Source organism: Halomonas bluephagenesis, from assembly GCF_054790765.1.
Genome location: NZ_CP133631.1, coordinates 3,159,168 through 3,174,341, shown reverse-complemented (window position 1 = coordinate 3,174,341; position 15,174 = coordinate 3,159,168). Strand labels below are relative to the sequence as shown.

The following is a 15,174-nucleotide window of genomic DNA, read 5'->3' as shown; positions in this document are numbered from 1 at the left end:
CTCAAGCATTACAGAATCGAGAAAGGGGCCACGACTGTGAACTTGATGTCGTGTTCATCCTGAAAGGCGTTTTTAAAACCGCCATCTCCCCAGGAGGCGTAGTCGGTGCGGTTGTCGTAGCGGGTGTAGTGCAGTTGAAAGCGCGTGCCCTCGGCCCAGCCATTCTGAACCTTGTAATGCACATCAAAGTTCCAGGCGGACTCACTAAAGCGGCGGCCGGGGTCCTCAAAACCTGAGTAGGGACGTGCACCCCAGCCATACGCATGAGCCACGCCCAGCGACCAGCCGGGCAAACGCCACCCCTCCAGGTCATAGGTGACACCGGCGTAGAGGGACTTCTCGCCATCGTGATTCCAGTCGGACCGGGCATCCCACCAGACGTCCATGCGGCCGTTAGACGATGCATAAGGGGTGGTCATTCGCGGCAGGAAGTAGCCCTGAGCACCCGGCGCATGCACCCAACTAAACTCAAGCCGCCAATCGAAGGCACCTTGACCATAGTGAGCGGTAAGCACCTGTTGCCAGGCAGTGCCGTCATAGACGTCGTTGGCTGAGCCATCGTCATGGCGATCACGAGCGGCATAGGCCTGGTAACTCAAACGCAGCGGGGAATCGTTCAACTGGGTGGCATAAGACACCTTACCGAACCCTTGATCCATATAACCCTGGGCTTGCCCAAACGCTGCCTCGACTACCAGATCATCGGTGACTTCATAGCGCGCTCCCAACGAGTGCAGGTAGTCGATTGTTTCTCCGTCAGCTTGGCGGAACTCGTAGAAGCTCTGATACCAGGGGGCTTTGTAACGGTCGGCATGAAAATAGCTCAGCGACAGGTCACCTATCCTGGCTCCGAGCTCACCACCGCGATAAGTGCCCGGTAGGAAAGACCAGTTCGGGGCGATGACACTGGTGCCTTGAGGCTGCAGATACCCCAGCCGCCCCCACATATCGCCAAATTTCAACTTGAGGGCAGCCCGGTAAAGGCTGGCGCCATTCGTCTCCTTGCCGTCCCAGCGCTCCTCCCAGAGCGTACTCGCTGGGCGGAAATTAAACTCCGTACCCTGGTGGCGGTTCTGAAAGTCATAGGCGGCAAAGGCGGCTAGATCCAGCCCCACAACTCCCCCCGCATAACCGCTCGAGAAGTCGACGGCCAGATTGGCGGTAGAGTGCTGCAGGTTGGAAGCGTAAGCCCCTGGACGGCCCTCACCAGCTGGCCCCATACCTCCCTGACGACGATCACGATCTCGGTAGATATAAAACAGAGTGGTCTGAAGACTGGCCTCTTCCATAAAGCCCTGTGGCTCACCTGCAGAGGACGTCAAAGGAACCAGAGATAAGGTGCCGACCAAGGCTAGTTGACCAAAGCGACCTAAAGGCTGCCCTTTTTGGGGCGTAAATATGCTTGATATCAGCATGGCATCGTACCCGCTTGTTGTTGATTTTTTATTGAGCTTTGCAGTGATATGCACGTTTTTAAGACGCGCGGGGTCTGTGGGGCAGCGCAACGCTGCCCCATAAACATGGGTCTATGACGTAGAAGTCTTGGCTAAATCGCCACGGCTCCCCGTTACTCAGCAGGTGCCGATTAACGGGTATCGATTACGAGCGTTAGGTTCTTAGTGAATGCGCGATAGCAGCGGCTTGATCTCCGACGACCAGATGCCATGTATTACTGCTCAACGCCTGAATGCCTCTACACCCCAGTTGGTCAAGCGCCGCGCTGTCTAGACCAGCGCCATCGACTAGCTCCACTCGCAGGCGTGTCTGGGCCTGAACCTCCAACCGCTGCACGTTGGCATCGCCGCCTAAGGCCGCTATCCAGCGTTGAGCCACCTCGGTGGGCAATGCAGTCGGTTGAGAAGAGTTTGCGGGGCTGGCAGGGTTATGTCCCGAGGAGGTGTCGGAATCAAGCACCGCTCCACTTTGCTTGAGCGCTTGTCGAATCTCATCTGCAATACCATCTGCAATGGGGCCCATCACCACCTGGAGACCGCCACCCTGAAGACGCATGATCCCCCGAGAGCCCAATGACTTCAGGGCCGGTTCATCGATCGCCTCGGGATTCTCCAGCACCAAGCGCAACCGAGTGGTGCAGGCACCTACGCTTTGCAGGTTGCCGGCTCCACCTAACGCCGTGACAAAAGCGGGACCACGCTCGCCTAGCGGCGTTGGGGCTACTGCCGGCCCTGTACTCTCTGGCTCGCGCCCTGGAGTAGGCAAATTAAAGCGGACGATGGCCCAGCGAAATACCGTGTAGTAAAGGGCGAAATAGACGAGCCCCACAGGCAACATCAGCCAGCCATTGGTGGAGAGTCCGTAAGAGAGTGCGAAGTCGAAAGCCCCTGCAGAGAAGGTGAAGCCAAGCTTCACATCCAGCCAGTGCAGCAGTGCCATGGAAATGCCCGTTAGTACCGCGTGCATGCCATAAAGCAGCGGCGCCAGGAACATAAAGGTAAATTCGATGGGTTCGGTGACACCGGTCAGGAAAGCCGTCAACGCCAGCGAAAGTAGCAGGCCACCCACCTGGGCACGGCGACCTTTTGGTGCTGCATGGTACATAGCCAGCGCGGCTGCTGGTAAGCCAAACATCATTACTGGGAAGAAACCGGTCATAAAGCGCCCCGCTGCAGGGTCGCCAGCAAAGAAACGATTTAGGTCACCGTTAGCCACTACCCCAGAGGCTGTCTCGAAACTACCGAAAACAAACCACACCAGGCTATTCAACACGTGGTGCAGCCCAGTCACAATCAACAAACGATTGATCGTTCCGTAGACGAAAAGCCCCAGTTCGCCTGCGCTTATCAGCCACTGACCAAGGGAATCAATACCATGCTGGATAGGTGGCCAGATCAACCCAAAAGCGACGCCCAATGCCACCGCAGCTAGCCCTGTAGCAATAGGTACGAAGCGTCGCCCACCAAAAAAAGCCAAGTACTCAGGGAGTTGAATCGACTTGTAACGATTATAGAGCAGGCCTGCGACGCTGCCGGAAATAATCCCTGCCAGCACGCCCATATCGATCTCGGGGTTGAGAGCGGTAAGCACCGCATCCAGCACCAAGTAGCCGATCACCCCAGCCAAGCCAGCAGCGCCGTTGCTATCATCTGCAAAGCCTACGGCTAAGCCGATGGCAAAAATCAGTGCCAGATTGGCGAAAATAGCCTCACCAGCGCCAGCAATGAAGGCAATATCCAGCAGATCAGGTTGGCCAAGACGCAGCAATAGGCCTGCGATAGGCAGCACCGCGATAGGTAGCATTAGAGAGCGGCAAAGCCGCTGCAGCCCGCCCATCAGGCGGGAACCGAAGGTCATGGAAGACATTTCAGCACCTCTCAAGGGTCGTTGTTGTTATATCGGTATGGTTTGCCCGGGACAGCCACGTGCTTAAGTGCTGGCGTACAGCAACAGCATCGTCCAGGGCCAGTAATGCGGGGAGTTCAGCTGCCAGCGCGGTAGCATTAAGGCAACGCAGGGCGGCTTTCACCGCAGGTACACGCGCAGGTTCCACAGACAGTTCATTGACCCCCAGCGCAACCAGAAGCGCCGCCACTTTCTCATCGCCAGCCGCAGCACCGCACACTCCTACGGGGCAGTGCCCCTTCGCGCCATCTACGGTGGTCTGAATAAGCCACAGCACCGCAGGGTGCAGCACATCAGCTCGCGCCGAGAGGCTTGGGTCTTCTCGATCCATCGCCAGGGTGTACTGAGTCAGGTCATTGGTTCCGATGGACAGAAAATCTGCCTCAACCGCGAGGCTTCTTGCGCATAGCGCAGCACTCGGGACTTCAATCATGGCCCCCAGAAGCGGGCGCGCTGTCAGCCCCATCTCGCTGGCCAGTGCCTCCAGACGCTGACGTACATCACGTAGCTCACTCACTTCACTGACCATGGGCAGCATAATATGCAACGTTTCCAACGGTGTGACGCCAAGCAACGCCCGAAGCTGGGTCTCCAGCAATTCAGGGTGACTGGCCCACAAACGAGCACCCCGCACGCCCAGCGCCGGATTAGGCACTGAAGGCAAGCGCAGATAAGGAAGCTGCTTATCCGCACCAATATCCAGGGTACGAATAATCACAGGCTTGCCATCTAAGGCCTTCACAGCAGCCTGATACTCGTCACGCTGAGTCGCTTCACTGGGGGCACTATCTCGCTCAAGAAAAAGAAACTCACTGCGCAGTAGGCCTACACCATCAGCGCCCGACTCCGCCGCCAAACGCGCCTCTTCGGCTCCACCGATATTGGCGCATACCTCAATTTCTCGCCCGTCCAGCGTGATCGCTGGCTCATGCGCTAACGCCTGCGCTTTCTCAGCTTCATAACGGCGAGCATCAATGCGCTCTGCCACTTCCGCCCGTTGAGCCGGGCTAGGTGTCAGCGCCAAGCGCCCATTTTCCGCATCTAGGATGACGCTCTCGTTTGTGGCGCTATGAGCAGCGTCGATTAGGCTTGCCCCCATGGCCACGAGGCAGGGAATACCTCGGGCACGTGCCAAAATGGCCACATGGGAAGTAGTGCCGCCACCCGCGAGACAAAGCCCAGCAGGATGTTGGGTAGCAACGGCCACCAGCTCTGAGGGTGTCAGTTCATCAGCAACGACGATGGCCCCCTTGGGCAGTTCAGGAAGTGCCGCTTGCTGGTCGTCGCTTAGTTCCACCATCACACGGCGCTGCAAGTCGCGCAGATCAGCCACCCTGGCGGCAAGCAGCGTATTTCCGCTCGCTCCAAGCCGTGCGGCTTCGGTATCCAGCGCCTCACGCCAAGCTTGGCCAGCACTGCGCCCTTCACCAATGTGCTTCCCGGCTGCTGCAACCAAATCGGGATCTTCTAGCCAGGCACCATGAGCAGCAAAGATTTCCGCCTCGGCGCTCTGCCCCTGGCGCGTTGCTTGCGCTTCAGCGCTGGCTAGCGCCTCGCCAACGCTTAATAGCGCCTTTTTCAAGCGAGCTGTTTCAATGGCTTTGCCCTCGCCCATCAAGGGAACGGCGGGTAGCGGCAATTGATAAGAGACAAGCGAGCCGATGGCTAAACCAGGGCTAGCCACTAAGCCAGCCAGTTCTCCCTCTTTAAGTGTCACTGCGGTTAAAGTAGATGGAGCAGGCGCGCTGTGCTCCTCCGCCTCTGGAGTGGTCAACAGCCGCTCGGCGGCATCCAGCGCTGCCTCAGCAGCCTCTCCCTGGGCAGTCAGTTTTAACGTTGCGCCTTCGGCCAAGCTCAAGTTCATTAATGCGCTAAGACTATCCGCGCTAGCACTGTCAGTGTTATCAGTTGAACTCTCATGCTGTACCGTCAGGCTTACGCTATGCTTCCGAGCAATAGCGCGAAGTCGGGCAGCGGGTCGCGCATGCAGCCCCGCTGCTAAGGCTAAGATCACCCGGCGCTCAACTAACGGCCCATTAGCACGTGTATTGGCAAGCTCAACGGCAGTGCGGGTTAGCACCAGTAAGGGTTCACCAAGTGAAACCTGCTCACCCTCGCGGTGCTTCGACGGCAGTAATTGCCAGCCAGCCGCCTCGGTGATCACCAGTGGGGTAATCAGCGCACTTGCTCCCCGCGCTAAGGCATCGGCATCGAAGCGGCACAGCGGGTCGCCAGCGCGCACGTGATCACCTACAGCGACCAAAGGCTCAATACCTTTCCCTTTTAACTCAACCGTATCCAGGCCTAAGTGAAGCAGTAATTCAACACCAGCCTCGGTTCTCAAGGTGAACGCATGATGGGTACGAGCGCACTGCACCACTTCACCATCACAGGGAGCGTGCAGGCACTCGCCCAACGGATCGAGGGCAATGCCTTCTCCCAGAGTTAGGCTGGCGAAAACCGGATCAGGCACCGCTATTAGGGGTACCACAACCCCCGTCACGGGGGCCTGCAGTGTTAATGATTGACTAGAATCTGACATGGGAAGACTCCCAAGATTGTTGTTATACGTTTACAGGGTGCAGGTGACTTTATTGAGGTGCCGAGGGCGATCTGGATCGCTTCCCCGGGCCTCTGCAAGGCCAGCCACCATTTGATAAAAGCTCTGAATCACCGACAGTGGCTGCAGGGCCTCATGACCAGCATCTACCAAGGTCAAATTGCGCTGTACCACGCTTTTGTCGGCAGCAAGGACTACTCGGGCGCCGACACTGTTGAGCCATTCGGTTAACTCCAGCAAGCCTGCCTGCTCGGGTCCTGGTGGCGCGAATACCAGCACCGGATAATCAGGGCCAATCAGCGCCATCGGACCGTGGCGGACTTCGGCGCCGCTAAAGGATTCAGCTTGAATCGCACAGGTTTCTTTAAACTTGAGCGCGGCTTCCTGAGCGACAGCAAGACCCGCCCCACGACCAATCACCATCATTTTGTCGGCGTGTAGCAACGCCTCTATGGCAGGAGACCAATCCATTTCCAGAGCCTGAGTCAGCCGCTCTGGTAACTGTTCCAGAGCAGCGAGTAGCAAGCGGTCTTCCTGCCAGTGACCGATGAGCTGCGCCATGGCAGAAAGCGTGGCAAGGTAGCTTTTAGTGGCGGCCACACTCTTTTCCTCTCCCGCATAGAGAGGGATTTCACTATCGCTGGCTGCGCCCAGAGGCGACTGCGGCGTATTGACTAACGCTATCGTTCGAGCCCCGGCGGCAGCGAGCGACTGCTGCATAGCGACGAGGTCAGGGCTTTGCCCAGATTGGGAAACCGCCAAGGCCAGCTGCCCTGTTAGCCGCCAAGGCGCTTTAGCCAGTGTGGTTAGCGAAGGCGGCAGCGAGGCCACCGGAATGCCTTTGCGCTTCATGCACAGGTAAGCAAAGTAGCTGGCAGCGTGATCCGAACTGCCCCGTGCCACGGTGACCGCTGCAGTAGGTTCGGCGAGACGTAAACGCTCGCCTAGCGCTGCGAGCAACGGCGCATTGCGCTGCAGCTGACCGCGAATACGCTCGGGAGCGTTGCGGGTTTCTTCAAGCATCAGAGACATTAAGAGGCTCCTTGGACGTTTCCACAGACATGACGGCCCTCGACATAGACCGCTTGGAGTTGAAGTTGGGGATCAAGGACGACCAGATCAGCCAATGCGCCCTCTTGAAGGCGGCCGATGTCGCCGATTCCCAGAAAATCGGCAGGAAAACGTGACAGGCGGTTCGACGCATCCTCCAGGGAGAGGCCGAGACTAACGAAGTTACGTAAAGCTTGATCCATGGTCAGCGTGCTGCCTGCCAAGGTGCCGTCAGCCAAACGAACACCTCCCAGGCATTTGGTGACGGTCTGCTCACCTAGACGGTAATCACCGTCTGGCATGCCTGCCGCAGCGGTGGAATCGGTAACAGCATAGAGATTAGGGATGCAGCGTAAGGCAGTACGGATGGCACCGGGGTGTACATGCAGCAGATCAGGTATTAGTTCGGCGTACTGCGCATGAGCAAGCGCTGCGCCGACCATTCCAGGTTTGCGGTGATGTAGGCCGGTCATGGCATTGAACAAATGAGTAAATCCGCAGGCACCATGGGCCATTGCCTCCACACCTTCTTCATAGCTGCCAAGCGTATGCCCTAGCTGAACCCGCACGCCCCGCTCGCTGAGATGGCGAATTAATGCATAGTGGCCGGCTAACTCAGGGGCAAGTGTCAGCAAGCGGATGGGGGCCAAAGCACACAGCTCGTCCACCTCCTCAATCACACCATTACGCGCATGGGCGGGTTGAGCACCCAGCTTGCCGGGGTTGATATAAGGGCCTTCCAAATGAACGCCCAATACCCTAGCGGCGTCCGGCTCCTGCGCCTCCATATAGCTAGCGACGTCGCATAACACCTGACGAATCTGGGCATCTGGCGCCGTCATAGTGGTAGCAAGCAAACGGGTGGTTCCAAAACGCACGTGGGTACGCGCTAGCGTGGCAAGCGCCTCGCCGCCCTCCATGGTGTCGGCGCCACCACCGCCATGCACATGCAAATCTATAAAGCCGGGAACAATGCGTGGATGCTCGTTGGTAGCGGGGTCTACCGGATCGCCATCAATACGCCTGATACGCCCTTCTTCCCAATGGATCTCTCCCAGGCGCCAGCCCTCGGAGGTGAGGATATTGCCAAACTGCATAAAATCTCCTAGCGGGTCAGCTCGACCATAAAGTCGTAGTAGTCAGTGCGGCAGTAGGTAATGGTGAGTTCCGCTGAGGTGCCATCGGCGAGATACCCAAGTCGCGTGACTTTGAGCAGCGCCTGACCTTCTGGCACCTCAGCAAGCGTCGCTAATTCTTCGCCGGCGTTGATGGCAGTAACATGCTGCAAGGCGCGCGCAATCCCTTTCCCACTCGCTTCCAGCGTTGCATAGAGAGACGTCTCGACCGCCAGCGGATCAGGCAGCACCGAGACGGGCAGGCAACTTTCTTCCACCGCCATCACTACCCCATCGGCTAAACGCAAACGTTTAAGGCGGGCCACCTGGGCATCAGCTCCCAGACCAAGGCGCATACTTTCTTCTGCACTGGGGTTGGCCAGCTTGCGCTCCAACCAATGAGAGCTCGGTGTAAAGCCGCGTTGGGTCAGCAGCTCGGTAAAACTGGAAAGCCGTGACAGGGACTGATTGAGGCGAGGGGTAATAAAGGTGCCAGAACCACGACTTCGACGAATGAGTCCAAGCTCTGCTAAGCGATCTAACGCTTTACGGGCAGTAATGCGCGAAACCGCTAAGCTTTCGGCCAAATTGCGCTCAGAAGGCAGCGCCTCACCGGCTTGCCAAGCGCCAGTTTCAATTGCCTGTTCTAGCTGGCGCGCTAACTGCTGATAAAGCGGTGTTGCGCCCTGAGGGTCAAGGTGCAGTTGAGTAAAGCGTGAGTCCATGAGTATCTCCCCGTAGCGGCCATACCAATTAAATACCACTATAGACCCAATGAGATACCAATCAAATACCAATTAGCTACAACTATGGTTGAATAGTGACGTCAGTTTTACCCAAGAAGGTGATAACACACTTACAAAATTGAACGCAGATCGTTGATAGTTTGGGGCCAAAGCGAACTTCGGGGTAACCACGATTGGCGCAGCCTTTGGGAATCCGTATAGTGGCAGGCTACTCTCGCCAACTGATTGAACACATGCTGCAAAACAACTCATTGCTTGCCCAGCTCAAGCAACAGATCCGTGATACCACCCCACGCGCTGAAGGGGTGATTAAAGCCACCGAAAAAGGCTTCGGTTTTCTCGAAACCGATAGTGGTGAATCCTATTTCGTACCGCCCCCCGCCATGAAGCAGGTAATGCACGGCGATCGCGTCGAGGCGGTGATCCACGAAAACGGCGACAAAAAGTCTGTTGAGCCTGAAAAGCTGATCGAAGCTGGGCTTGACCGCTTTGTTGCCCGTGTGCAAAAGCGCGAAGACCGTTTAGCCGTTGTGCCCGACCACCCTTCGATTCGCAACGTGCTAAAGGCGCGCATTAAGAACAGCCTGGATGAATCCACCATTGCGGATGGTGACTGGGTTGTCGCGCGGCTGGTACGCCACCCACTGAAAGAGAACGATCGCGGTTTCTTCTCACAAATTGATGAACTGGTAGCTAAGTCCGACGACCCCGCTGTTCCGTGGCGCGTCACCCTCGCCCGCCATACACTGGAACAGGAGTGCCCGGATGCAGGTACCGAATGGCCACTGCATGATGAAGGTTTAACCCGTGAAGACCTCACGGCGCAGCCTTTCTTCACTATTGATGGCGAAAAAACCCGCGATATGGACGACGCGCTGCACGTGGAAGCGCTGGAAAGCGGCGGTTGGCGGCTAAGCGTTGCGATCGCTGACCCAACGGCCTACGTTGAAGAAGGCCATGCGGCCGATCTTGAAGCGCGTACGCGTGCCTTCACGGTCTACCTGCCCGGCCAAAACGTGACGATGCTGCCTGAACAGCTGGCAGATGACCTCTGCTCGCTATGGGAAGGCCAGACTCGCCCCGCCCTTGCCTGCTCGCTGGACATTAATGCCGATGGCAGCCTGGGTGATTACCGTTTCTTTGCTGCTAACGTGAAATCCCACGCCAAACTAGCCTATGACCGCGTTTCCGACTGGATTGACGGTCAAGGTGATTGGGCCCCCGCCGACAATGTCGCGGAGCAGTTGAAAGCGCTGCGTGATTTGACAGAGGCGCGGACCGCTTGGCGCAACGAACATGCCCTGGTGTTCAAAGATCGTCCTGACTACGTTTTCGACCTGGACGAGGCAGGCAACGTATTGGGAATTCGCACCGAAGATCGCCGCATCGCCAACCGTATGATTGAAGAGTCGATGATTGCCGCCAATGCTTGCTGTGCGGATTTCCTCGCCAAGCATATCGGCCACGGCATCTTTAATGTGCACCGCGCTTTTGAGCCTGAAAAAGCCGAATCTGCTCAAGAATTCTTGGCAACCCAGGAAATCGAGGTTGCCCAGGAAGCGCTGACCGAGCTAGCTCACTACAAAGAGCTAAAGCGCGCCCTCGAAAGCCGTGATGATGCCTGGTTGGACGCACGTCTGCGTCGCTTCCAAGGCTTCACCAGCATGTCAGCCCAACCTGGCCCGCACTTTGGCCTAGGGTTACCGGCTTATGCCACTTGGACGTCGCCGATTCGTAAATATGGTGATATGGTCAACCATCGCTTGATTAAGCGCGTGCTTAAAGGTGAACAGGCGCCTGCGGAAGCCAGCCAGCAGCTCACTGAGCAACTGACCGAGCGTCGCCGCCTGAACCGCATGGCAGAGCGTGACGTAAAAGATTGGCTCTACGTACGCTACTTAACGCCAGCCGCTCAGAATCAGGACACCTTCGACGCGGAGATCATGGCGATCAACCGTGGCGGTATGCGGGTTCGCCTACTGGAGAACGGTGCCACCGCCTTCGTACCCGCCCCGCTGATGCACAGTGATCGAGCCAAAGTGGTCATTGATGACAAAGAGGGCCGCATTCAGATTGAGGGCGAAGAGCGCTACAAGCTGGGCGACAGCCTGCGCGTTGCGCTAACGGAAGCCCGCGAAGAAACCCGTTCGCTGGTGGCAAAGCCCACGGCATAAAACCTTTTATATAAACCCTCTATATAAACCGGCTAAATAGACAACAACGGCGCCTTACATTACAGGCGCCGTTGTTATTTTTGTGCGGCAGTCACTTACTGCCTTTTGTTGGCCTGCTGATGCTGCATGAAAAAGCGCAGCATTTCCTGCGTGGCATCGGGGCCTTTGGGATCGGTATAGCTACCCCTCGCGCTTCCCCCTGACCAGGCATGCCCAGCTCCGTGTATTTTCCACTGCTCCAGGCATGGCTTACCCGCCGCATCATGATGCGTGGTACGCGTGTAAGCATGACCATTGGCAGCTTTTCCCTTCTCTACCGTTGGCTTGTTGGCACCGCCTGCGGGACGTGATGCATCATACTGAGCGGCAACACGATCTGCGTTATTGGGATGCACGGTCGCGTCGCGATCACCATGAAAGATAATCGCGGGCACTTCTGATGCCCACTCGGTTCCTGGCTTTTTACCACTATTACCGAGCGGCCCCGTGCCACCTTGCATGGCACCCAACGCGTCAGGAAGGCTTTTTGCTACACCGTGGGGCAGCCCCGAGTGAACACCTACCGCTGCAAACAGGTCTGGATAGGTCATCGCTAACGTCGTTGCCATGGCCGCCCCCGCCGAGAGCCCTGCCACATAAACCCGGCTCGCATCGAGCCCATGGGTGTCTATGATCTGACGGGTCATGCCAGCCAGAATCGAAGGTTCTCCTCCATCGCGCTGCTGGTCTTCCGCCTTGAACCAGTTCCAGCATTTCGAGTTGTTGGCACTGACCGGCTGAGCGGGATAGAGCACGCAAAATTGCTGAACTTCAGCTACCTGGTTCATGTTGGTTCCAGCAGCAAAGTCATCGGGATTCTGCGTGCAGCCGTGTAGCATGACCACCAGCGGCAATGCCTGGCTCTTGTGGCCACTGGGGATATATAACTTGTAATCACGCGAGCCAACATGGTTAGAAAAATGCCCAGACGTAAACGCGCCCGCGCTGGCTTTCCGACCGCGACCAAACGCAGAAGACGAGGTTTTCGACGTTGGCCTTGATTTCGATGCAGTGCCATCTTCGTCGACAACCTCACAGGTTCCCTCAAAGATATTGCCACCCTGGTAGGGCTGGACTGGCGCTTCTTCCCCACTCGACTCAGGTATGGCGCCCTGGAGAAGTGCCATGGCTTCATGCAACTTGCCTGCGCGCGTCAGTCGCGTCGCTTCTTCCATTCGCTTATTCATAGTGGCGCCGATCATGGTCAATACCCCAATTCCGCTATGCGGTGGTGAGTAATTCAGTGGATTCGGTCTGCCAGAGCGGCCTTCACCGCCTTACTGGCATGCAGAGCACCTAGCACCACAACCGACTCGATAGTGGCGCGAGCAAGCTCCGGCGTTACGTCGTCAGCAATGCTGGCCAACCCCAGAACTTGAATCTGCAGCTTCTCACCTGCCGACTGCAGCGCCTCCAAGTTTTCTCGGCTGTAATGTTCAAGCCCCAGTACGAACGACTTGCGGGTTACGGTTTCCCTAACCACTTCGGCATGTGTCGCCAATTGGTTACGAATGGCCGTGCGAATCAGATCGGTGCGGTTCGAATAAAACCCTTCCTGGACTAGTAGGTCGATTTGCCCCAGATCGACTACCCCAAGATTAATGGTGATTTTCTCACTGGAATCGCCGGATTTGCGGCGCAGTTCATGCACGCTCATGTGTCATTCCTCGTTGCGCTAACTCTCTAGGTAAGAGCAGCTCAAACATTTTAAAATACTTACAAAAGCATCCAAATGGATTCCATATACCATCCATATGGATGGTATATTAATCCAACCCCAACATTAGTCAAGTAATTAGACGAGCGAAAGCGAGTCACCGCCAGGTGATTTGATGGGGATTTAACGCGGATAATCGGGTAATCAACGGCCTCTTCTCAGTTGTCGCCAAATTGACTTATTTCTCCCTTATGGTGAAAAGGTGACACTTTTATGGGTTTGGAGGTTAGCTTGCACATCGCAGATGTGACGATGTTTTATGCCCCCGCCAGCGGTGGTGTACGCACCTATTTACAGGCCAAGCACCGTGTTTTATCAGACATTCCCCACTTGCGTACCAGCTTGCTGGTGCCAGGAGCAGAGCGCGATAGTCTTGGCGATCACCACACCTTGCCAGCGTTACATCTCCCCTTGGGCCAGGGGTATCGGTTCCCGCTAAGGAGGGCACGCTGGCGGGATGCGTTGATTGATCTTAAGCCAGACCTTATCGAGGCTGGTGACCCTTATGTGACGGCGTGGGCGGCCCTTGCTGCGGGACAGAAGCTTGGGGTACCGGTGGTAGGGTTTTATCACTCAGACCTTCCGCGCTTAATGGGAGATCGCTTTGGCCGCCACGTTGAGAAACGCTTAACACGCTATGTTAAAGACCTCTACTGCCAGTTTGATAGCGTGCTAGCCCCCCGTAACGCCATGGCTAATCGCTTAAAGGAGTGGGGAGTCGATAACGTTCGCGTACAGCCATTAGGGGTCGATTTAAACCATTTCCCCCCCCAGCAGCGTGACCCCTCTTTCCGTCAAAGCATGGGTATATCCAGTGATAAAAAACTGCTGATCTTTGTGGGACGTAATTCCCGCGAGAAAAATATTGATGTGCTACTTGCAACGATGCGCCAACTCGGCAGCCATTATCATTTATTGCTGATGGGGCCTGGCATGCCCCATCAGGTACCCAACAATGTCACTGTCGTGGATCGCTGCTGTGGCGCGCACGAGGTGGCGAAAGCACTCGCCAGTAGCGATGCCCTGCTGCATGCGGGCACTCGGGAAACATTCGGTTTGATCGCTCAAGAGGCGATGGCCTGCGGTGTACCTATCGTGGGTGCCAGGGCCGGTGCACTGGCAGAAAATGTGCCGCTAGGTGCAGGCATTCTCTGTCAACCACTCGACCCCGGTGCCATGGCAGAGGCCTGTACAGCATTGTTTAGTAACGACATCGCCGCCAGCGGGCGTTATGCCCGTCATTTTGTCGAACGCCAGCTCAGTTGGGATAGCGTTATCCAGTCTCTTCTTGAGCACTACATCGACCTTTGTAAAATTGAACGACCCAATGCCCTCGTCCACCACCACTAAGCCCCAACGATTACTGCGTTTTCGCCCGTTGCACGGCCTGCTACTGCTTGGGGCGCTCTTGGCCCCGCTAATGCTTACCGCTTGGCTGGGCGGCTCAGAGGCTCTACAGCGCATTAAACACTTTCCACTCGGGTTACTCCTGTTAATGCTGCTGCTGGCGTTTCTATGTTGGAACCTGAATGCAGCAAGATTGCGGCTAATGTTAGGCGGCCGTGCAGGGCAACTCAGTCAACGTGGCGCACTGGGCATCGAACTGGCGTCTAAGTTTGCGTTGTGCGCTACGCCTGGTGGGAGTGGCGGGCCAGCCACCCTACTTATCCTGCTTGTTCGACGAGGCTTTCCGCCCGCCAAAGGGGCGGCAGTGTTCTTGATTGACCAAGGCTGTGATTTGCTGTTTTTCCTCGCCATGCTGAGCGGCTTGGTGCTCTTTTCACTGGTTAGCGACACTCAGTGGCCACATCAGTCGCTAGTGCAGTGGGCGCTCGTCGGTTTAGCACTTATGGCCACGCTGGTCAGTGTTGTGATGTGCTATTTACCAAACCTGCTACGTGCAGGTGGCGTTATAACGGCCTGGCCAAGCCGTTATCGACGGCGCTGGCTGGCACGCCGTTTATTACGATGCCGACATGCGCTTAAGGTCACGCTCGCGCTTCCACGCACAACGCTACTCGCGATGATGATGCTAACCACTGCGCATTGGCTAATGCGCTATAGCTTGCTCTATATAGCGGTGCTGGGCGTGGGCGGACATGCTGACTGGATGTGGACATTTTTAACCCAAATGCTGGCCATGGCGCCCAGCCAGCTTAGCTTTCTTCCCGGCGGCGCGGGTGCCGCTGAAGTGGGCGTTGGCAGTTTGTTGCTGCCCTTGATGGAGCGCGAGCAGGCCTCAGCGGCCGTCCTGGTTTGGCGACTGGTGAGCTACCACCTCTATTTGGCGGTGGGGGCGCCACTATTCATTCTATACAGCTACCGAATGCTGCGCCGAGAACCCGACAATAAAACACCCAAAAGATAACCGTGAACCAACGAATAAGGGCGCCCCAAGGGGCGCCCTTATAGC

11 protein-coding genes are annotated in these 15,174 nt (G+C 56.7%); 3 read left to right on the top strand and 8 right to left on the bottom strand.

Annotation, left to right across the window (positions count from 1 at the left end):
* Nucleotides 1-8: 8 nt before the first annotated feature.
* The 6 genes from REH51_RS14360 to REH51_RS14335 all read right to left on the bottom strand — a co-directional run bounded on the left by REH51_RS14360 (nt 9) and on the right by REH51_RS14335 (nt 8,810).
* The gene (locus tag REH51_RS14360) at nt 9-1,415 is read right to left on the bottom strand and encodes an OprD family outer membrane porin (RefSeq protein WP_498936138.1); all 1,407 of its coding nucleotides are present in this window, start codon (nt 1,413-1,415) and stop codon (nt 9-11) included.
* A 193-nt stretch (nt 1,416-1,608) separates the two neighbouring features.
* Nucleotides 1,609-3,321, bottom strand: coding sequence for an N-acetylglucosamine-specific PTS transporter subunit IIBC (nagE, locus tag REH51_RS14355; protein WP_498936136.1), 1,713 nt, complete (start codon nt 3,319-3,321; stop codon nt 1,609-1,611).
* A 1-nt stretch (nt 3,322) separates the two neighbouring features.
* Entirely contained in the window at nt 3,323-5,902 is a 2,580-nt protein-coding gene (gene ptsP / locus REH51_RS14350; protein WP_498936134.1) for a phosphoenolpyruvate--protein phosphotransferase, read from the bottom strand.
* Between the two features lie 30 nt (nt 5,903-5,932).
* Nucleotides 5,933-6,952 (bottom strand): SIS domain-containing protein, encoded by a 1,020-nt coding sequence (locus REH51_RS14345; RefSeq protein ID WP_009722526.1) that lies wholly within the window; start codon nt 6,950-6,952, stop codon nt 5,933-5,935.
* Nucleotides 6,952-8,067 carry an N-acetylglucosamine-6-phosphate deacetylase gene (gene nagA / locus REH51_RS14340; protein WP_009722525.1) on the bottom strand — a complete coding sequence of 372 codons (1,116 nt, stop codon included), beginning with the start codon at nt 8,065-8,067 and terminating at the stop codon, nt 6,952-6,954. Before nagA ends, REH51_RS14345 begins: the two co-directional genes overlap by 1 nt.
* A gap of 8 nt (nt 8,068-8,075) precedes the next feature.
* Nucleotides 8,076-8,810 carry a GntR family transcriptional regulator gene (locus REH51_RS14335; protein ID WP_009722524.1) on the bottom strand — a complete coding sequence of 245 codons (735 nt, stop codon included), beginning with the start codon at nt 8,808-8,810 and terminating at the stop codon, nt 8,076-8,078.
* A 254-nt stretch (nt 8,811-9,064) separates the two neighbouring features.
* On the opposite strand from REH51_RS14335, the gene REH51_RS14330 reads away from it, so the two are divergent.
* Nucleotides 9,065-11,005 (top strand): exoribonuclease II, encoded by a 1,941-nt coding sequence (locus REH51_RS14330; protein WP_039868750.1) that lies wholly within the window; start codon nt 9,065-9,067, stop codon nt 11,003-11,005.
* A gap of 95 nt (nt 11,006-11,100) precedes the next feature.
* Here the strand turns inward: REH51_RS14330 and REH51_RS14325 are convergent, their stop codons facing one another.
* Entirely contained in the window at nt 11,101-12,246 is a 1,146-nt protein-coding gene (locus REH51_RS14325; protein ID WP_009722522.1) for an extracellular catalytic domain type 1 short-chain-length polyhydroxyalkanoate depolymerase, read from the bottom strand.
* Nucleotides 12,247-12,284: 38 nt separating this feature from the next.
* A complete protein-coding gene (locus tag REH51_RS14320; protein ID WP_009722521.1) occupies nt 12,285-12,701 on the bottom strand; it encodes a ribbon-helix-helix domain-containing protein in 417 nt (138 codons plus the stop codon).
* Between the two features lie 291 nt (nt 12,702-12,992).
* On the opposite strand from REH51_RS14320, the gene gpgS reads away from it, so the two are divergent.
* Nucleotides 12,993-14,111: an N-acetylglucosaminyl phosphatidylglycerol synthase gene (gpgS, locus tag REH51_RS14315; RefSeq protein WP_498937757.1), complete on the top strand. Its 1,119-nt coding sequence runs from the start codon at nt 12,993-12,995 to the stop codon at nt 14,109-14,111.
* Nucleotides 14,089-15,129 carry a glucosaminyl phosphatidylglycerol flippase gene (gene gpgF / locus REH51_RS14310; protein WP_498936132.1) on the top strand — a complete coding sequence of 347 codons (1,041 nt, stop codon included), beginning with the start codon at nt 14,089-14,091 and terminating at the stop codon, nt 15,127-15,129. Before gpgS ends, gpgF begins: the two co-directional genes overlap by 23 nt.
* Nucleotides 15,130-15,174 lie beyond the last annotated feature (45 nt).

Bases quoted from the DNA above. Each gene is read 5' to 3' on its own strand.
- REH51_RS14360 (WP_498936138.1), bottom strand. From the start codon at position 1,415: ATGCTGATATCAAGCATATTTACGCCCCAAAAAGGGCAGCCTTTAGGT.
- nagE (WP_498936136.1), bottom strand. From the start codon at position 3,321: ATGTCTTCCATGACCTTCGGTTCCCGCCTGATGGGCGGGCTGCAGCGG.
- REH51_RS14330 (WP_039868750.1), top strand. From the start codon at position 9,065: ATGCTGCAAAACAACTCATTGCTTGCCCAGCTCAAGCAACAGATCCGT.
- REH51_RS14325 (WP_009722522.1), bottom strand. From the start codon at position 12,246: ATGATCGGCGCCACTATGAATAAGCGAATGGAAGAAGCGACGCGACTG.
- REH51_RS14320 (WP_009722521.1), bottom strand. From the start codon at position 12,701: ATGAGCGTGCATGAACTGCGCCGCAAATCCGGCGATTCCAGTGAGAAA.
- gpgF (WP_498936132.1), top strand. From the start codon at position 14,089: ATGCCCTCGTCCACCACCACTAAGCCCCAACGATTACTGCGTTTTCGC.
- ptsP (WP_498936134.1), bottom strand. From the start codon at position 5,902: ATGTCAGATTCTAGTCAATCATTAACACTGCAGGCCCCCGTGACGGGG.
- nagA (WP_009722525.1), bottom strand. From the start codon at position 8,067: ATGCAGTTTGGCAATATCCTCACCTCCGAGGGCTGGCGCCTGGGAGAG.
- REH51_RS14345 (WP_009722526.1), bottom strand. From the start codon at position 6,952: ATGTCTCTGATGCTTGAAGAAACCCGCAACGCTCCCGAGCGTATTCGC.
- REH51_RS14335 (WP_009722524.1), bottom strand. From the start codon at position 8,810: ATGGACTCACGCTTTACTCAACTGCACCTTGACCCTCAGGGCGCAACA.